Below are 18,487 nucleotides of genomic sequence, written 5' to 3'. Positions count from 1 at the left end.
AATCTGAAGCTAAAACTTAAATGTTTCCAATTCCTTATCTGATTCAAAACTATTTAGTAGGCAATACTAAACTTATATTACTTATATGTTTCAAAAAACAAAATTATGCTAACAAAAGAAGATATAGCAAAACGCATTGCAAAAGAAGTACAAGACGGTTACTTTGTGAACCTAGGCATTGGGATTCCAACCTTGGTAGCCAATTATGTGAGAGAAGATATTTCGGTTGAATTTCAAAGCGAAAACGGTGTTTTAGGTATGGGACCTTTTCCTTTTGAAGGCGAAGAAGATGCCGATTTAATCAATGCCGGCAAACAAACCATTACAACGCTTCCAGGAGCTAGTTTTTTTGACTCTGCCACCAGTTTTGGAATGATTCGCGGTCAACATGTAGACTTGACTATTCTCGGTGCTATGGAAGTTGCCGAAAACGGCGATATTGCCAACTGGAAAATTCCAGGAAAAATGGTCAAAGGAATGGGTGGTGCCATGGATTTAGTAGCATCGGCAGATAATATTATCGTGGCCATGATGCACGTGAACAAAGCAGGAGAAAGTAAAATTCTAAAAAAATGCACCCTGCCATTAACTGGCGTAGGTTGTGTAAAAAAAGTAGTAACCGAATTGGCGGTTATGGAAATCACTCCCAAAGGATTCAAACTTTTGGAAAGAGCTCCTGGCGTATCGGTAGAACATATCATCGCTTCTACAGAAGCTACTTTGATTATTGAAGGTGAAATTCCAGAAATGGTAATTGATTAATAATTAATTCTAGTCCTAAAGTTAACGACTTGCTCTTTAGGACTAGAATCTTTTAACTATTTAGAGAATTCAACTGTTTTTAGTTTATTCCAACTTCCTCTCGTGAAATCAGGAATTGCTACTGGAGCAGAATTATTATCCAATGACAGTTCTGTTAACGGGCCCAAACAACTCCATTCGGCCAAATCATAAACATCCATATCTAATGGAAGTCCTTTTTGTAAGCAATAAATCAATCGGTAATCCATTATAAAGTCCATACCTCCGTGGCCGCCAACTTCTTTGGCTTTTTCTTCAATATCAACAACAATAGGGTTTTTATATTTTAGCATTAATGCTTTTTTGACTTCTTCTGGCATATAACTGTGCGCAGATAATTTTTTATGTCCAGGAGCAATAGCATCACCCACCTGTGCCTCATCTAAAGCGTATCCTTCAAAAGGGTATTTGTTGGCAAATCCTTTAGTACCGCTTAACTGATACATTCTACTGTAAGGTCTTGGTGATGTTACATCGTGTTGAATATGAATCGTTTTTCCATTCTCAGTTTTAATCATTGTCATTGTATGGTCACCGTTTCTGAAGTCATTTACTTTTTCGCCTGTTTTTTGTTCGATAAAAGCAGGATTTCCAACCGCTTTTGTGTCCATTGAAACTAAGTAATTCATTTTATCTCCTCTATGAATATTCAATGCTAAACAAGCTGGGCCCATACCGTGTGTAGCATATAAATCTCCGCGATGCTTGCGGTTGTAGTCCATACGCCAGTTATTCCAATAGGCACCCCAATAAGGCTGTAAACCATGAATATAAGACCCTTCAGCATGTAGTATTTCCCCGAAGACACCTTGTTGTGCCATAGTTAAAGTAGTTAATTCAAAAAAATCATACACACAATTTTCAAGTTGCATACAATGTTTTCTTGTTTTTTCTGAAGTGTCAATTAATTCCCAAATTTCTTTCATTGTTAATGCCCCAGGAACTTCTATGGCTACGTGTTTACCATCTTTCATCGCCTGAACGCCAATTGGTGCATGATGAAGCCAATCTGTAGCAATGTAAACCAAATCTACATTGGGTAATTTGGTTACTTCTTTCCAAGCATTTTCTCCATAAAATTCTTTGGCTTTAGGGAATCCTAGTTTTTGTAAGGTAGTATTTGAGGCTTGAGTTCTTTCTTGTAAAACATCACAAAGCGCTACGATTTCTACTCCTTTTATATTGGTCATTCTTTCTACTGCATCCGAACCTCTCATTCCTAATCCGATAAAGGCGATGCGTACAATTGGAATTGCCGGCGCAGCCATTCGCAAAACATCTGTTTGGTTTTTGCTACGCGCAGGTGTTTTGACTTTGATAATTTGCGCATTTACAGTTGCTAATGAAAGCATAAACACTAAGGAAGATAGAATGGTAATGCAAGTTTTCATGAATATTATTATAAACTGTTTAACCAAATATAGTTTAAAAATTATTTATTATTCTTTATCCCTTTTACTTTTTTGGAGGTAAAATTATCGGATTGTTATGTTATTCATATTTTTAAAAGCTTACTATCAGTTACTATCAATTTTTTTATTATGTGTGAAGACTTGTTTTAACAAATGAATTTGAGTTTTGGCTCGAACCAAGTTATGTTCTTCATAAGCGGTAGCATAATACGAATCGTTATCTAAATAGTCTGATAGAAAACGACAAGCTTGTTCAAAAAGTAATAATGGAAGACTGAGAGGAAGCGATTCTAATTCTTTTGTAGTCATAAATGAATGTGCCTCTTTCGTATATCCTTTTATAAACGATTCGTAGATATTGGCATCAAAATTTACTTTGGCCAAATCCTTTTCTTCCTCTGTGGCGGTATTTGTTCCTGACCTTAAGGCATCGCCAACGTCATGAAGAAGGCTACCTGGCATAATCGTATCTAAATCAATAATGCAGATAATATTACCTTTCGCATCAAAAAGCATATTGCTTATTTTGGTATCATTATGCACAACGCGCAAAGGAATTTCTCCTTCTTGAATAGCTAAAGCCACCGAAGCTACTTTAGTATAATAATAGTTAAGTTGTTTTATTTCCTCACTGGCCTTTTGCAAACGCTCTTTTGAAGCACTAATCAACTTGCTCTTAAAATCGGTATATCGTTTAGGTGTGTTATGAAAATCGGGTAGGGTATATTCTAATTGTTCAATTGGAAAATCAAGTAGTATTTTATGAAATTGTGCTAAATGAATACCTGCTTTTTCCGCCATAGTAGGAGACTCGATTTTTTCTTTAACAAATGAGGGAATGTAAACCGACATTTGCCAGATATCTTCACCGAGTTTACTATACAATAACCCTTCTTTAGTAGCAAGGAATGTAACTGTTGGGAAACCAATTTCTTTTAAAAATTGAGTTGTTTTTGTTTTATTGTTCAACAATGAATTGATATTGGGAAAGACCTTTTGATTCATTTTTTGTAAAACAAAAATCCCCTTGTTGGTTGTAATTTTATAGGTACTATTAATCAAACCACTTTGAAGAGTCACAATATCAGTAATGGTTACTGCTCCTAAAAATTCAGAGACAACTTTTATTACTAGTGTTTCCATAATGGGTTGTTGTAAACTCCTAAGTTATGTAATTCTTCCAACTGTACTTTAGCTTTTTGTTTGTCGTCTTGGTAGGTAATTCCTATCCATTTTTCGTCAGTGGTAAGTACAGTTATCTGATAAATACCTTTTTCAATCATAGCAGTAACTACATTTGGTAGCTGATATTCAAGCTTTGTATTTTGCTGCCATTTTTGGATAAAGTCAACCAATTCATTTTCTAAGAAATCAAAAATTTCGGTTGTAAATCCCCACATATTCATTGAGACTAAAGTGTCTTCACTGAGTTGAATGTTTTCTCCATTTGGATTGGGATAAAAAACACCTTCATTGGTTTTACTAATTTTTTCTCTTTCGATAGAATCTTTCAAAAACCCATTTTCAATATGAATTTCGGCTCGATTTACGGTGCCATTTTCAGATAAGGTTTTCAAGATTGGGAAAACGACTGCACACGGATTTTTGTATTGAATCAAATGGTTAAAAGCTAAAACAAAGGAATTTTGACCATAAAAATCATCCGCATTGATTAATAAAAAATTACCTTTTATCTTATTTCTTGCACACCAAAGAGCGTGCGCAGTTCCCCAAGGTTTGGAGTTTTCATAAACTACATGATTACTTTCAATGAATTTGTCCTGAATTACAAATGAAATGGGCCATTTCAATTGAACCACATATCGCTCATGAAGTATTGGAATCATGGCTTCTTGTACAATTAGAACCACGCTTTCAAAACCAGCTTTGAGGGCGTCTTTTATAGAATAATCCATTATGATTTCACCATTAGGACCTAATTCGTCGAGCTGTTTCAATCCTCCATAACGAGAACCCAATCCAGCGGCTAAAACAAGAAGTGTAGGTTTCAAATTAAAGTATTTAACACTGTTAGTAATTAAAATCGATAACCCAAAGTAATGCCACCACGACCTACTATTTTTGGACTATTGTCACTGAATAAGTTTCGGCCTATTCCAGCATTTATTTCGAAAACAAATCCTTTTTTGTGAATCCATTTAGAACCGACTCCAAAGCCAAGAGCGAAATCAGTAAAACGATTTTTATTTATTGAACTTAAGTTTCCAGTATTATCATAATAGTACGTTCTACTATTTATTCCTGTATTAATCATACTAAATCCTTCAACAAAAAAACCACTAGCTGTTTTTTTTCCAAAATAAGCACGATAAAATGGAGTGAAACTAAAAGAAATATCCGAATCATTTTCGTTAATAAAAAAAACAGAAGCACCTAGGGCGGAATCCTCAGTTAGTATGCGTTCGTAGGTTACTTCAACAGCACCTAAAACTAAAAACAAAGCATTTCCCTTAATCTCATTTTTTTTAAAAGTTGACACTTCATTTTCTTGACTATAGCTAGTTAAACTTAAGACGATAGTGCATAAAAGTAATAGTTTTTTCATAAATAGTTTTTTTCAAATGTAAGAAAGAAATTAATTTTTAATTAAAGGAACCGTTAAGTTTATAAATATTCAAATTAGATAATTCATTGCATTCTATGGTTTAATTTTATTGTATTGAGCATTTTTATAGAATTTTTCTGTATTTTTAATTCTTTATGTTAACAAATAGAAACTTTCTTTTAACAAAACGTAAAGGTAAAGTAGGATTGCTATAACTTTAAGTTTTCTAAAAATACTCTTTAGTAAAACGAGCATTTTTTAGTACAATTTAAATAGGTTTTGACAATAATTTCTAATTATATTTTAAAGGTTGCCAAATGAGTTTTACGTATGTAATTGTTGATGATTCAAAAGAGGACGCTTTGCAAACTAAAGGTATTGCAGACGAGTTTCCTGAATTGGTATTCTTAGGAATGGCAAATACACATGTGAATGGGATTGATTTAGTATTGGAAAAAAAGCCTCAACTTGTTTTTTTAGAAATTGACCCGACCGATAAAAAAAGTTTATTATCGTTAGGCTTTATCAGTGAGTTGCATCGTTTTCTTACTATTTTACCTGAAATAGTTATCACTACAAATAAAAAAGAATGGGCTTTTGATGCCATAAATTATGGAGTTTTTGATTATTATACAAAGCCTGTGCAGCCTCAGCAAATTATTAAATCTTTACATAGACTAAACAAGAAAGCAACTTCTGTTATTACAAATGGGTGTAGTGATTCAGGAGTCTTCACAGGAAAAAGGTATGCTCAAGCAACTGTTGTATCAAAGCCACTAATCATTTGTATTAAATCCTATGGGGATTATCGTTACATCAATGCAGATGATATTTGTTTTTTTCAAGCCGATAACAATTCTACAGATATTCATTTGAATTCTGGTGAAATGATAACTGCTTTTAAAACGTTAAAACATTTTGAGTCTATTTTAGATTTTCCCTTCATTAGAATCCATAATAGTTACATCGTAAATCGAAATTATATATCGCGAATTCAAGCGGGTAACTCTTTGTGTTTCATAAGAAATAGCTTAAAAAAAATACCTTTTTCAAGGTCCTATAAATCGAATATTGACTTGATTATTGCGGAGTTTTCAAAGGGCAACTATCTGGAAATCTGACAATCAGTTAGTTTACTTTGTATTGAATAGTACTTGCTAACGAATGGCTATATTCTACCAAAAACAGGGTTTTTGAGTGAAAAAAAAGTGGTGTGGCTGCTTAGTTTTACAAAAGATTTCCGCAAGAAAGTGGAGAAAAAAGTAAAATCTATTCAAAAACATAAAGCCACAAATTATGAAAAACGCAATCTTAACTATCGGATTATTTACATTAGTAATGGGATTAACTTCATTTACTACACCAGAACAAAAAGGTACAATTGAAAAAGGAACTACAACTGAAATAAACGGGGCTCAATCTGCAGGTGGGAATAAGAAAGTGGATATAAATGGGGCACAGTCAGCAGGAGGAAATAAGAAAGTAGACATTAATGGAGCACAGTCCGCAGGAGGAAATAAGAAGGTTGATTAAAAAGTAACTATATGAAAATTTAAAGCTGTCAATTTTGGCAGCTTTTTTGTTTTTTGTACTTTTGGTTCTAATCTAAACAAATACTATTGAAAAACAAATATTTAGGAGTTATAATTCTCCTATTTTTTTTTATAGAATGTACAGATACGAATAACCCAAAGCAATTATTAGAAGGTGTGGCTTCATCTTCTGATAGTTTGGATATTTATTTAAGTATAGCAAATAATGAGAAACTATCTTATGAAAAAAGAAAATTAAGTAATCAGAAGGCATATAATATTATAATCAATCAAAGTAATGATTCATTAAACAGAGCTAATTTGTTTAAAGTTGCTAATAGGTACTTTAATATGAATGATTCGTTTCTGTATAAGAAAACAGTAAAAGAAGTTCTTCAAAGATCTTTGGAATCAGATGACACTCTTTTTATTGCTAAATCAAATTCTTATTTAGGGGATTATTATAGTTCACAAAGAATATCAGATAGTTCGTTTATGTATTATTACAAAGCTGAAAAATTATATTCTGATTTAAATGATAAAGAAAATTTAGCTAGAACATTAATAAACAAAGCTCTTTTACAGTTTAATGAGAGTGATTTCTTAGGAAGTCAGAATGCTGTAGTATCGGCACTTCGAGAGATAAAAAATAATGGGAATAAAGAGGTTATTTATGAATCATATAATTTATTAGGTATAATATATAATGAGTTAGAAGATTTTGATAATGCAATATTGTATCATAACAAAGCATTGAATGAGATTGATGATAAAATTATACCTTCAATTTTTCAATCTAAGGCAACTTCTTTAAATAATTTAGGTTATGTTTATCAAAATATAAAAGATTTTGAAACTGCAAAGAAATATTTTCAATTAGGATTACAACAAAGAAATTTAAGAATTGATAAACCAGCTTTGTATGCTATGCTATTGGATAATTTAGCCTACAGTAATTTTAAACTTAATTCACAAGAAGAGCTTCCTGAGTTGTTTTATAAAGCGCTTAAATTAAGATTGGATTACAAATTATCAGCTGGAATATTTTTAAGTAAAATCCACCTTTCAGAATATTATAGTTATCACAATGACAGTTTCCAAGCGGTTCGATATGCAAGAGAGGCATTGACTTCTGCTAGAAATGATAAAAACTTCAGAAATGTATTGGTAGCTCTAAAACAGATGGGTGTAGTAGAACCCCAAAACGCGACACTTTATTCTAGAGAATACATTCACATCAATGACAGTCTTCAAAAAGCGGAACGAAAAATGGGTGAAAAATTCTCCCGAATTGAGTATGAAACGGATGTTATAAAAAGCGAAAACACTGATTTGGTCGTTCAAAATCGAAATTTATTCTATGTTTTTAGTATTCTCACCTTGATAGGGGTTTTTACTTTTGTTTTTGTTTCTCAACGCAATAAACATAGAGAATTAATGTTTAAAGAACAGCAACAAATTGCTAATGCTGAAATTTACAATCTGATGATATCTCAGCAAAAAACAATAGAAGAAAACAGAGCAAAAGAAAAAAAACGAGTTGCAAGGGAGTTACACGATGGCGTTTTGGGCAAAATATTTGGAGTTCGAATGAATTTGGATACGATGAACACCGCTCAGGATCAACATGCGATTAAAAGCAGATTAGAATATTTAGCAGAATTAAAGCAGATTGAACAAGACATCCGAGAAATTTCTCATGATTTGAATAGAGAAAACACCGAATTAATTAATAACTTCGTAGTGATTCTAAACAATCTTATTGAGAATCAAAGAAAAGCGTTCAAAACAAAATTAAATTTTACTCTTGATAAGAATATTGACTGGGCTAATGTTTCAAATGAAGTCAAAATTAACTTATACAGAATGCTTCAAGAAGCCTTGCAAAACTGTAATAAATATGCAAAAGCTTCTTTGATAGCTGTTGATTTTAAAAAAGAAAGCAATCCGGAACACCTAAAGTTATGTATTGCAGATGATGGAATAGGATTTAATTTTAAAAGAGCCAAGAAAGGAATTGGTCTCCAAAACATAGCATTTAGAACCAAAGAGTGTAAGGGTAAATTAGAAATAAAAACAAAACCAGGCGAAGGAACGCAACTTATTATTGAAGTCCCCATTGAAAACCCAAATAACCAAACTTAATCAATTCATACAATGCCCCAAGAATCTACAGTAATTAAAAAAAATATCCTTATTGTTGATGATCATCCTTTCATCATTCAAGGATATAAGAATGCCATAACTCGATATCGTCCTACCGAATATGAGTTTTTGATTGATCAAGCCAAAGATTGTCAATCAGGCTATGAGGTGATTGTTAATCCGGAATCACCTTCTTTTGATATCGCCTTTTTGGATATAAGTATGCCTGCTTATGTAGAAAAAGGAATTTTATCTGGTGAAGATTTAGCAATTGTACTTATGGAGCGTATGCCTAAATGCAAAATTGTTTTGCTTACCATGTTTACAGAAAAATTAAAAATCAATACCATTCTAAAAAATATTAATCCAAATGGATTGATAATTAAAAATGACTTAACTTTTGATGAATTGCTTTTTGCATTTGATAGAGTGATTAAAAATGAAAAGTATTACAGTCAATCCGTTTTGGAAATGCTAAGCCAAATGCAACATGTTCCTATCGAAATTGATCAGTTTGATAAAAAGATTTTGTTCCAATTGTCAAAAGGAACTAAGGTTGCTGATATTCCGCAATACGTACCTATTTCTTCAAGCGCTATAAAAAGGAGAATGGAAGACTTGAAAGTGCTTTTAGAACTCAAGGATGGTTCTGATGAAGAATTGGTAAAAGTGGCTAAATCCAAAGGTTTACTGCTGTAGTTTAGAAAATATTTGCATAAAAAAAGACACCTTAGGTGTCTTTTTTTGTGATATTAATCTTCTTTGTCATTCATTTTTCGTTCCAGTTCGGCTTGGTATTCTTCCATAACTGGTTTCATGGTGCTTTCTGGAATATCTTCAATTCGAATGTAAATCAATCCATCAATTGCATTGTTAAAAAGCGGATCAACGTTAAAGGCTACCAGTCTTGCGTTTTGTTTGATATATTTTTTGATTAATACAGGAAGACGCAATACGCCTGGTTCTAATTCATCAATGATTTTATCAAACTTATTTAAGTCGGCATCGGTTTCATTAAAAACAAAATCCTTGTCAGCATCCTTTAGTTTTACTTTATATTCTTTTTTTGGATGCACATATTGTGCAATGTAAGGATCGTAATAGTGGGATTTCATGAACTCAATCATTAATGATTTTGAAAAATCAGAAAATTGATTACTTATACTCACCCCGCCAAGTAAGTATTTGTGCTCAGGATAATGCAAGGTCGTATGGATAATTCCACGCCATAACAAAAACAAAGGCATCGGTTTTTGCTGGTATTCTTTGATGATAAAAGCACGCCCCATTTCGATTGACTTATGCAGCATATCATGCAATTCCGGTTCAAAACGGAACAATCCATTCAAATAGAAACCGTCCATACCGTATTTTGGGTAAATCTCACAGCCCAATCCCATACGATAAGCACCAGCAATTTTGTTTGTCTCATCATCCCACAAAAAGAGGTGACGATAGTATTGGTCGTATTTATCTAAATCGATAGATTCGTTGGTTCCTTCTCCTACTTCTCTAAAAGTGATTTCTCTTAGTCGACCTATTTCATGTAGAATATTTGGAATGTCTTTAGCTTTGGCAAAAAAGACTTCATAGTTTTTACTTTGCAATAAGCGACAATCCAAAGTTCTAAGATTTTCGACCTCACGAATCATTTTCTCGCTACTAGCAGGAGTAACGATTTTCTTAGGGCTTTTGTGTCCTTTAAGCGGATTGGTATTCAGGAAATTATTGTCTTTTTCGAAAGGATTAGCCAACATATAGGTTTTCTTTCTCAAGAATTCTGAGTATTCTTCAATAGACTCGTACTCATTTTGCTCGGCTACGGATATTGGTTTACCAATACGAACTTTGATGACTCTTTTCTTCTGAGTTAACAATTCCGAAGGCAATTTAGCTGTTCTTAGTGTGTCGTTTATCTTCGATAAGAAGTAAAATAATTTACTGTTTTTAGCATGAAAATAAATGGGTACCACAGGTACTTGCGCTTTTCGAATCACTTTTAATGCGCCTTCTTCCCATGGTTTGTCTACCATTAATTTGCCATCTTTATAGGTAGAAACTTCACCTGCTGGGAACATTCCCAGTGGTTTTCCGTCTTTCAAGTGACGCAATGTTTCTTTGATTCCTACTACGCTTGACTTAGCATCTTTATGGTTTTCAAAAGGATTAACCGGCATGATGTAAGGTTTCATGGGGTCAATGCGGTGCAATAAAAAGTTGGCAATAATTTTAAAATTAGGCTCTTTTTCGAGCATTAATTTCAATAGTAAAATACCATCAATTCCACCTAGAGGATGATTTGAAATTGTAATGTACGCCCCGTCCTTTGGTAATCTTTTAAAGTCTTCTTTTGGAATTTCAAATTTAATTTGAAACTCGTCCAATATAGCATTTAAGAATTCAACATCACTCAAATGTTTATTCCTATCGTAGATTTTGTTTAATGTAGAGATTTTTAGAACTTTCATCAGCAACCAACCCGAGAAAGTACCAAAAACGCCGTACTTATCCGTATTTATTGCTTTTGCAACTTCTTTTGCGGTAACTAAACCCATTTCTTTATTGTTTTAAAGCAAGACGCAAAGATAGAAAAAAAGGCTAATTTATTTGGGTTTTGTCAAACAAACTTCCACTTTTTTACTACTTTTGAATTCCGCAAAAATCTTAGTTTTTTATTTAAAATTAGGATTAAAAATAGGCTAAAATCAGCTATTTTTTCATTTTTTTATAAAGAAATTTAACACACCACGGTATGAAAATCATCTCTTACAACGTAAACGGAATTCGCGCTGCCATCACCAAAGGTTTCTTAGAATGGTTACAACAAGCCAATCCCGATGTCATTTGTCTTCAAGAAATAAAAGCCACCGAGGACCAAATACCCGTAGCCGATATCGAAAAAGCTGGCTACCCTTACCAATACTATTTCTCGGCCACCAAAAAAGGCTATTCTGGCGTAGCTATTTTGTCCAAAATCAAACCTAATGCAGTGACTTATGGAACCGGAATCGAGCACATGGACTTCGAAGGACGTAACCTCAGAGCAGATTTTGATGATTGCTCTGTGATGAGTTTGTACTTGCCTTCTGGCACGAATATTGACCGATTGGACCATAAATTCAAGTACATGGATGATTTTCACGATTACATCAACGAACTAAAAAAAGACATCCCTAATCTTATTATCTGTGGCGATTACAACATTTGCCACAAGCCTATCGATATTCACGATCCTATTCGCAACAAAAACGTTTCGGGTTTCCTTCCAGAGGAGCGCGCTTGGTTGGATAAATTTATTAATTCAGGATTCATCGACAGTTTCCGTCATTTCAATCAAGAGCCCCATCAGTATTCGTGGTGGAGTTACAGAGCAGGAGCCCGTGGCAATAACAAAGGCTGGCGTATCGATTACAACTTGGTGAGCGACTCTCTACAACATAAACTCAAAAGAGCCGTTATTCTACCAGATGCCATGCACTCCGATCATTGCCCCATTTTGGTAGAAATCGAATAATTTTTAGGAGCTAATCCTGCTGTCCACTATATCTTGCTGGTCTCGTTAAAAAGGAACGAGACCAGCAAGGATGCCGTTCCCATCAGGGCTAGGGCATAGGACATCAAACAATCATCTTACATAAAATTAATATAGTTTAAATTCAACCCCATGATTAAAAAAACCTTCCTTGGACTAACACTGCTGCTCTTAGCCAGTTCCTGCGTGTCCAAAAAAATCTACAACGAGCTAGAAAATAAATTAGCCAATCTTCAAAAAGAACACGCCGATTTAACCAACGAAAATGGCGAATTGCAAAAAGCAAAAACACAATTAGAATCCGAAAAAGAAGGATTGACCTCTGAGTTAAATAAAACCAAATCCGATTTAGAAAAGCTAAAAGCAGACTATGCCGCAGCACAAAACAAATACAAAGTACTTCAAGATTCGTATGCAGCACTTGAGAAAAACAGTGGAGAAGCTTTGCAAACCAACTTGAAAAAAAATCATGAACTTCTTGCCGAGCTCGATGCCAAAAGTAAAGCCTTGGCTATCGAAAAAGAGCGTTTGAGCAAAAACGCTCAACGTTTGCAAGAACTAGAAGATTTGATTGCAGCCAAAGAAGCCGCTATGAAAAAACTAAAAGATACACTTTCCAAAGCCTTGAATGGTTTTGAAGGAAAAGGCTTGACCGTTGAGCAAAAAAATGGAAAAGTTTACGTTTCTATGGAGAACAAATTATTGTTCAATTCTGGTAGTTGGGCTGTAGGTTCCGAAGGGAAAAAAGCAGTGGTAGAAGTAGCCAAAGTATTGGGCGACAATCCAGATATTGCTGTTTTAATCGAAGGACATACAGATGATGACGGTTTCAAAGGTTCAGGACCAATCGCGGATAACTGGGATTTGTCTACCAAAAGAGCCACAGCTATAGTGGCTATTTTGAGCGAAAACAAGAAAGTCAACAAACAAAATTTAACGGCTGCAGGTCGTAGCGAATATGCTCCCTTAATGAGTAACGCCACCGCCGAAGGAAAAGCCAAAAACCGCCGAATCGAAATCATTTTGACACCACGTTTGGACGAAATCTCAAAAATGTTAAACGAGTTTTAGGATAAAGCTAGTTTTAAAGAAAAGTGCAAAAGGCTCTCCGTTTTATGGTGAGCCTTTTGTGTTAAAATTAACGAATGTCCAACTTTTATCGGAGAACTAATTTTTACCTTTGGCTTTTTAGATTTTATTAATTTTCAGCATCAATGAAATATACCACTTTACCCAATACCGATATTCAAGTCAGTAAAATTTGTTTAGGCACTATGACTTTTGGTCAACAAAATACAGAAGCCGAAGGACACGCTCAAATGGACTATGCTTTAGAACAAGGCGTTAACTTTTTCGATACGGCCGAGATGTACTCCGTACCAGCGCGTCAAGAAACCTATGGTAGCACCGAACGTATTTTAGGAACTTGGTTCCAAAAGACAGGCAATAGAGACAAAGTGGTTTTGGCATCAAAAATTGCGGGGCCAAATCCTAACTTTACCTATATGCGCGAAAAGAATGATTTTTCTCCAGCGAGTATTCAATATGCATTAGACAAAAGTTTAGAGCGTTTACAAACAGATTATATCGATTTGTACCAGTTGCATTGGCCAGAACGTAAAACCAATTTTTTTGGACAACGCGGTTTTAAAGTACAAGACGATGCTTGGGAAGACAACATTCAAGCAGTTTTAGAAACATTGAATGGTTTTATCCAACAAGGAAAAATAAAACATATCGGATTGTCGAATGAAACGCCGTGGGGAATCATGCGTTTTTTGGAAGAAAGTAAATACCATAATTTGCCAAGAATCAAAACGGTTCAAAATCCCTATTCGTTATTGAATCGTTTATACGAAAATGGTTCGGCAGAGATTGGAATCAGAGAAAACGTGGGGCTTTTGGCCTATTCACCAATGGCTTTTGGGGTGTTGTCGGGTAAATTTTTAACGGGCGAAGCACATCCTAATGCAAGAATCAATTTGTTTCCTCAATTTTCAAGATACAATAGCGAACAATCGGCTGCGGCTACGCGTTTGTACAATGAAATCGCGCAGCAAAACGGATTGACGCTAACGCAATTGGCTTTGGCTTTTATTGAGCAACAACCTTTTGTGACTAGCACGATTATTGGCGCCACAACAATGGAACAACTGAAAGAAAACATCGATACGATTAATGTAACTTTAAGCGAAGAACTACTGCAAGCGATAGATGGCGTTCAAGCAAAAAATCCAGACCCAGCGCCTTAAGAAAGAACTAGAATTTCAAAAAAAAGCTGTAATCGTTGTTATGATTACAGCTTTTTTTGTGGTTTTAATCTTTCCTAGAAAACAAGTTTTTACCCATGCTAGTGCGAGCGTCTCGCTCGTACCCGAAACTATAATCAATTTATTATTTCTATTTAAAAAACAAAAATCACAACTTTTTCAAGCTTATAGTTTGTTTTTTGCTCAACTTTAAGGGCACGAGCCTGAGGTTTAGCGTTAACAATTATTAATTTAGATAGAACATATTGCATATCGCAATATGAAATATATATCAATAAAATGTTGTTATTCAGTATATAAATTACTAATATTGCATATCGCAATATGAAATATATGCAACAGTCAAGAAATAACTTAAAGCCACAAGATATCTTAATACTATTAAAAATAGTGGTATTGGGTAAACAATCATGGTTTCATCATACTATTGCTCAAGAATTAGGAATAAGTCAATCAGAAGTGAGTCAATCGCTAAACCGTTCAAGATATGCAGGATTAATTGATGCTTCAAGAAAACAAGTAAACAAATTAGCATTTACAGAATTTCTATTACATGGTGTGGCCTATGCTTTTCCGCAACAACCCGGTGCTATTGTAAGAGGGGTCTTAACAGCTCATGCTGCAGCGCCACTTAATCAAATTATTAAATCAGATGAAAAATATGTTTGGCCCTATGCTAAAGGATTAGAAAGAGGGCAAGCTATTGAACCGCTATACAACACAGTGGTCGCTGCTACATTAGCTGATAAAGAGTTATATGAATTGCTGACGTTGGTAGATGCTATAAGAGTAGGAAGAATTCGAGAAAAAGAAATTGCAAAAAAAGAACTAGAAAAAAGAATTCTAAATGCATAGTAAAGTTATAAACCTTGGTATAGTTGCACAAGTAGCCAAAGGATTGCAAGAGTTAAAGGATAAAATGGTATTCGTTGGTGGAGCGATAATTTCATTATATACAGACGATCCCGCAGCGGAAGAAATTCGCCCAACTGCCGATATAGATATGACCATCAATTTAGCCAATTATGCAGAATGGGCTCAAATGCAAGAACGATTAGCTGAATTAGAATTTTATCCCGATCCGCAAGGGCAGTCAATTTGTTCTTATAAATTTCAAGAGATTGCAATAGACATTATGCCAGCAAATGATAGTAGTATAGGTGTTTCAAACATTTGGTACAAACCAGGTTTTAAATACTTACAACGAACAGAATTGCAGGATGGTACAAGCATAAACATTTTACCTGCTCCCTATTTTTTGGCAACAAAACTGGAAGCGTTCAAAGATCGTGGTAATAATGATTATTATGGGAGCCACGATTTCGAAGACATCATCTATCTTATAGATAATAGAACAACAATAGTAGAAGAAATTGTAACGTCAGATGAGGATGTAAGAGCATACATAAAAACAGAAGTAACCAATATCAAAAATCATCCACAAGCCGAAGAAATTCTTGCAATGCACATCCATCCATTAATCCGCGAAGAGCGTTTTAAAATGTTGATGGAGAAGATTGAATTAATTACTAAATAAAAGGACAACCAAGAATTTATTATGGTTTTAAATCCCCCGCTAGTACGAGCGTCTCGCTCGTACTCACAAACATAATCAATTAATTATTTCAATTAAAAACACACAAATTGCAACTTTTTCAAGCTTATAGTTTGTTTTCTGCTCAACTTTATGGGCACGAGCCTGAGGCATCGCGCTAGCGGTTGAACTTATTTTTGCTTGAAATAGCTTGGGGGAAATTAGAATAAAAAAAGCTGTAATCGTTGTTATGATTACAGCTTTTTTTGTGGTTTTATCTTTCCTAGAAAGCAAGTTTTTACTCTTTAGCCCCCGCCAGTGCGAGCGTCTCGCTCGTACTCACAAACATAATCAATTAATTATTTCAATTAAAAACACACAAATTACAACTTTTTCAAGCTTATAGTTTGTTTTCTGCTCAACTTTATGGGCACGAGCCTGAGGCATCGCGCTAGCGGTTGAACTTATTTTTGCTCGAAACAGCTGGAGGAAATTAGAATAAAAAAAGCTGTAATCGTGTTGTGATTACAGCTTTTTTTGTGGTTTTAATGTTTCTTAGAAAACAAGATTTTTACTCTTTAGCCCCGATGGGAACGGCATCCTCTTGTGGTCTCGTTTTTTTAACGAGACCACAAGAGATATAGTGTACAGCGGGACCAGTGTTTCCTGAGAAAGCCTATTTTTTCTGCTCCTAATTATTTAAAATTCAAACGGCAATTCGGTGGCTAAGGAATCTACCGGAATTTGTGTACTGTCTGGGACTCGCAGTTTGATGAACGATTTGGCTTGACCGGTAATGAAAAAAGGTTTCGATTTATAGATGGAATCCTCTGGCGCAAGTAGGCCTCGTCTGTTCATTAGATTGGTCAGGTACAGTTGTTGTTTTGCGGCATAGTCTTTCAGATTGCCTTCGTCATTGAATTGGTACATAAATTTGCGAGGACTTGGGATGATTCTAGCCAAGTACAAACACTCGTTCAAGTCTAATTCGGCGGGTGTTTTTTGGAAATAAAAACGGCTTGCTTCACCAATTCCGTACACGTCAGGTCCCCATTCGATGATATTAAAATATACTTCGAGCATTCGCTCTTTGCTTACCACTCGGTTGTTTTCGAGGATGTAAACCAGTAAAATTTCTTCTAGTTTTCTAGACAAGGTTTTTTCGCGAGTCAAGAATACATTTTTGACCAATTGCATACTGATGGTACTCGCACCACGAGCGAACTTTTTGGTTCGAATGTTTTTGATAATCGATTGTTTGAAGGCTTCGTTGATAAAACCTCTGTGATGGAAAAAGGAAGGGTCCTCTGTAGTGAGCACGCATTTTTGTAAATAGGGAGAAATTTGGTCTAAAGGGGTGTAATCTGGATTTTCTACTCCTACTTGAATAGGGCGCTGCAATACATTTTTGATGATAGCTCGGTACACAAATTCGCCATTGAGTTTTGACAAATTGGCTTTGCCGTATTTCGTAATTCGGAGGTTTTCTTTGTTCAATTTGCTATCAAAAACCAATTGATACGGTTTGTTTTTATTGAATTTAAAATCCAAGTTGTATTCAAAATTTCCTTGGGCTTCCATCCCTTGAAAGTTGGTAAATAAACCATCGGGAAGGGAAACGATAAAGTCTTGCGCCTTCATTTTTGGAATGCTCACTTGCAGTTTATAGATGGTATCCGATTCGGTTTCGTAAGCCATATACGGATTCAATTTTATTTTATTGAGTTGCAATGTTGAGCTTTTATCAATAGAAATAAAGTCAGAACCCAAAAGAAAACGGTAGTCAAAACGCGCTTTTTTGATGACTACATCTTTGTTGGCAATTTTGGGATGATTTACGTGTAAATTGGTTATGGTAGCAAAACCATCTAAATGGAATTCGCCCATCGTTTTTTCGATGTTGTCAACATTCAAACGAATCGAATCAAAACTCGATTTGAGGTTGTAGCGCTCGTCTACATAAGGCAAACGAATGGCGCCAGTATCTTTATTGAAAATGCGAATATCGGCTTTTCTGTTTCTTGGGTCGGCAAAGCCTTTCATACTCAGATGTTGCTTGAAAGTACCCGTTTCTACCGTGATTAAGGAGTTGAGTTCTTGATTGTCTAAAGTTAATTTTTCGATATCGATGATTGCTTTTTTGCCATTATCGTCAATCTTGAAGGCTAATTTTTCGATGCTCATATCTGTTGGAACCAAGTTGAGCAATCTCGAAATCATTCGATAAGCTGTTGTGGCATAATCGGTTTTGCTATCGGAGTTTTCTAGGTTGAGCTCTTCATCTTTCTTCAAAAAAGCATCAAAATTTTTGACCTTTCCTTTTTTTACCAATTGAATATATCCTTCTTTTAGTTCTAAAGATTGCAATTGAATGTTACCAATAAAAAGATTCCAAAAGCTTATGCTGGTTTTCAGTTTTTTGATATTCAAAAGGGTATCTGCATTTTTTGGAGCTAGAACAACATCGTACAAATCAATACCATTTAATCCATCAAAAGAGGCTTTTTTTACGGTAAAGTTACTGTTGTATTGTTGCGTCATTTTGGTCGAAACTTTATCTAACGCTTGGTTTAAAAGCGAGTCTCTAAAAAAGATAAAACCGCCCACCACAAGTAGTAGTACAGCTAAAAGTATTTTGGCTGCCAAAAGCAGTTTTTGTTTGTTTGTTCTCATATCTCGGTTTTCACTTCGGGTG

Annotated in this window: 16 protein-coding genes; 10 read left to right on the top strand and 6 right to left on the bottom strand. The window is 34.7% G+C overall.

Annotated features, from left to right (window positions below; all coding sequences use genetic code 11):
• Positions 1-105: 105 nt before the first annotated feature.
• Complete coding sequence (locus ACSVH9_RS10100; protein WP_438063610.1) at positions 106-762, top strand: CoA transferase subunit B; 657 nt, start codon at positions 106-108, stop codon at positions 760-762.
• A 56-nt stretch (positions 763-818) separates the two neighbouring features.
• Here ACSVH9_RS10100 and ACSVH9_RS10095 read toward each other — a convergent pair whose 3' ends face one another.
• The 4 genes from ACSVH9_RS10095 to ACSVH9_RS10080 all read right to left on the bottom strand — a co-directional run bounded on the left by ACSVH9_RS10095 (position 819) and on the right by ACSVH9_RS10080 (position 4,779).
• The gene (locus ACSVH9_RS10095; protein ID WP_438063667.1) at positions 819-2,153 is read right to left on the bottom strand and encodes a Gfo/Idh/MocA family protein; all 1,335 of its coding nucleotides are present in this window, start codon (positions 2,151-2,153) and stop codon (positions 819-821) included.
• A 165-nt stretch (positions 2,154-2,318) separates the two neighbouring features.
• A complete protein-coding gene (locus ACSVH9_RS10090; RefSeq protein ID WP_438063609.1) occupies positions 2,319-3,356 on the bottom strand; it encodes a phosphotransferase enzyme family protein in 1,038 nt (345 codons plus the stop codon).
• Complete coding sequence (locus ACSVH9_RS10085) at positions 3,344-4,225, bottom strand: nucleotidyltransferase family protein (protein ID WP_438063608.1); 882 nt, start codon at positions 4,223-4,225, stop codon at positions 3,344-3,346. The genes ACSVH9_RS10090 and ACSVH9_RS10085 overlap by 13 nt, the downstream gene beginning before the upstream one ends.
• A gap of 26 nt (positions 4,226-4,251) precedes the next feature.
• Positions 4,252-4,779: a DUF3575 domain-containing protein gene (locus ACSVH9_RS10080; protein ID WP_438063607.1), complete on the bottom strand. Its 528-nt coding sequence runs from the start codon at positions 4,777-4,779 to the stop codon at positions 4,252-4,254.
• Positions 4,780-5,096: 317 nt separating this feature from the next.
• Here ACSVH9_RS10080 and ACSVH9_RS10075 point away from each other — a divergent pair, with 317 nt between their 5' ends.
• From ACSVH9_RS10075 to ACSVH9_RS10060, 4 genes are all read left to right on the top strand, one after another.
• Positions 5,097-5,900 carry a LytR/AlgR family response regulator transcription factor gene (locus ACSVH9_RS10075; RefSeq protein ID WP_438063606.1) on the top strand — a complete coding sequence of 268 codons (804 nt, stop codon included), beginning with the start codon at positions 5,097-5,099 and terminating at the stop codon, positions 5,898-5,900.
• Between the two features lie 175 nt (positions 5,901-6,075).
• Positions 6,076-6,312, top strand: coding sequence for a 3-oxoacyl-ACP reductase (locus ACSVH9_RS10070; protein WP_438063605.1), 237 nt, complete (start codon positions 6,076-6,078; stop codon positions 6,310-6,312).
• Between the two features lie 86 nt (positions 6,313-6,398).
• Positions 6,399-8,456, top strand: coding sequence for a tetratricopeptide repeat-containing sensor histidine kinase (locus ACSVH9_RS10065; RefSeq protein ID WP_438063604.1), 2,058 nt, complete (start codon positions 6,399-6,401; stop codon positions 8,454-8,456).
• Positions 8,457-8,468: 12 nt separating this feature from the next.
• On the top strand, positions 8,469-9,155 hold the full coding sequence (locus ACSVH9_RS10060) for a response regulator (RefSeq protein ID WP_438063603.1): 687 nt from the start codon (positions 8,469-8,471) through the stop codon (positions 9,153-9,155).
• A gap of 53 nt (positions 9,156-9,208) precedes the next feature.
• Here ACSVH9_RS10060 and ACSVH9_RS10055 read toward each other — a convergent pair whose 3' ends face one another.
• On the bottom strand, positions 9,209-11,011 hold the full coding sequence (locus tag ACSVH9_RS10055) for a GNAT family N-acyltransferase (RefSeq protein ID WP_438063602.1): 1,803 nt from the start codon (positions 11,009-11,011) through the stop codon (positions 9,209-9,211).
• Between the two features lie 197 nt (positions 11,012-11,208).
• Between ACSVH9_RS10055 and ACSVH9_RS10050 the strand changes: the two genes are divergently transcribed.
• From ACSVH9_RS10050 to ACSVH9_RS10030, 5 genes are all read left to right on the top strand, one after another.
• Positions 11,209-11,970: an exodeoxyribonuclease III gene (locus tag ACSVH9_RS10050; protein WP_438063601.1), complete on the top strand. Its 762-nt coding sequence runs from the start codon at positions 11,209-11,211 to the stop codon at positions 11,968-11,970.
• Between the two features lie 150 nt (positions 11,971-12,120).
• Positions 12,121-13,059, top strand: coding sequence for an OmpA/MotB family protein (locus ACSVH9_RS10045; protein WP_315144312.1), 939 nt, complete (start codon positions 12,121-12,123; stop codon positions 13,057-13,059).
• 143 nt (positions 13,060-13,202) lie between these two features.
• Entirely contained in the window at positions 13,203-14,240 is a 1,038-nt protein-coding gene (locus ACSVH9_RS10040; protein ID WP_438063600.1) for an NADP(H)-dependent aldo-keto reductase, read from the top strand.
• Between the two features lie 351 nt (positions 14,241-14,591).
• A complete protein-coding gene (locus ACSVH9_RS10035) occupies positions 14,592-15,113 on the top strand; it encodes a hypothetical protein (RefSeq protein ID WP_438063599.1) in 522 nt (173 codons plus the stop codon).
• A complete protein-coding gene (locus ACSVH9_RS10030; RefSeq protein WP_438063598.1) occupies positions 15,106-15,795 on the top strand; it encodes a nucleotidyl transferase AbiEii/AbiGii toxin family protein in 690 nt (229 codons plus the stop codon). Before ACSVH9_RS10035 ends, ACSVH9_RS10030 begins: the two co-directional genes overlap by 8 nt.
• Positions 15,796-16,491: 696 nt before the next feature.
• Here the strand turns inward: ACSVH9_RS10030 and ACSVH9_RS10025 are convergent.
• A complete protein-coding gene (locus ACSVH9_RS10025) occupies positions 16,492-18,465 on the bottom strand; it encodes a transglycosylase domain-containing protein (protein WP_438063597.1) in 1,974 nt (657 codons plus the stop codon).
• Positions 18,466-18,487: the final 22 nt, after the last annotated feature.

It is taken from the genome of Flavobacterium sp. RSSB_23 (assembly GCF_051547145.1).
In the GTDB taxonomy this organism is placed as follows: domain Bacteria; phylum Bacteroidota; class Bacteroidia; order Flavobacteriales; family Flavobacteriaceae; genus Flavobacterium.
This window is presented reverse-complemented; position numbering and strand designations above follow the sequence as displayed.

What these genes read in the sequence shown, in the direction of transcription:
- ACSVH9_RS10100 (WP_438063610.1), top strand. Translation starts at nt 106, where the DNA reads ATGCTAACAAAAGAAGATATAGCAAAACGCATTGCAAAAGAAGTACAA.
- ACSVH9_RS10095 (WP_438063667.1), bottom strand. Translation starts at nt 2,153, where the DNA reads ATGCTTTCATTAGCAACTGTAAATGCGCAAATTATCAAAGTCAAAACA.
- ACSVH9_RS10090 (WP_438063609.1), bottom strand. Translation starts at nt 3,356, where the DNA reads ATGGAAACACTAGTAATAAAAGTTGTCTCTGAATTTTTAGGAGCAGTA.
- ACSVH9_RS10080 (WP_438063607.1), bottom strand. Translation starts at nt 4,779, where the DNA reads ATGAAAAAACTATTACTTTTATGCACTATCGTCTTAAGTTTAACTAGC.
- ACSVH9_RS10075 (WP_438063606.1), top strand. Translation starts at nt 5,097, where the DNA reads ATGAGTTTTACGTATGTAATTGTTGATGATTCAAAAGAGGACGCTTTG.
- ACSVH9_RS10070 (WP_438063605.1), top strand. Translation starts at nt 6,076, where the DNA reads ATGAAAAACGCAATCTTAACTATCGGATTATTTACATTAGTAATGGGA.
- ACSVH9_RS10060 (WP_438063603.1), top strand. Translation starts at nt 8,469, where the DNA reads ATGCCCCAAGAATCTACAGTAATTAAAAAAAATATCCTTATTGTTGAT.
- ACSVH9_RS10055 (WP_438063602.1), bottom strand. Translation starts at nt 11,011, where the DNA reads ATGGGTTTAGTTACCGCAAAAGAAGTTGCAAAAGCAATAAATACGGAT.
- ACSVH9_RS10050 (WP_438063601.1), top strand. Translation starts at nt 11,209, where the DNA reads ATGAAAATCATCTCTTACAACGTAAACGGAATTCGCGCTGCCATCACC.
- ACSVH9_RS10045 (WP_315144312.1), top strand. Translation starts at nt 12,121, where the DNA reads ATGATTAAAAAAACCTTCCTTGGACTAACACTGCTGCTCTTAGCCAGT.
- ACSVH9_RS10040 (WP_438063600.1), top strand. Translation starts at nt 13,203, where the DNA reads ATGAAATATACCACTTTACCCAATACCGATATTCAAGTCAGTAAAATT.
- ACSVH9_RS10035 (WP_438063599.1), top strand. Translation starts at nt 14,592, where the DNA reads ATGCAACAGTCAAGAAATAACTTAAAGCCACAAGATATCTTAATACTA.
- ACSVH9_RS10030 (WP_438063598.1), top strand. Translation starts at nt 15,106, where the DNA reads ATGCATAGTAAAGTTATAAACCTTGGTATAGTTGCACAAGTAGCCAAA.
- ACSVH9_RS10025 (WP_438063597.1), bottom strand. Translation starts at nt 18,465, where the DNA reads ATGAGAACAAACAAACAAAAACTGCTTTTGGCAGCCAAAATACTTTTA.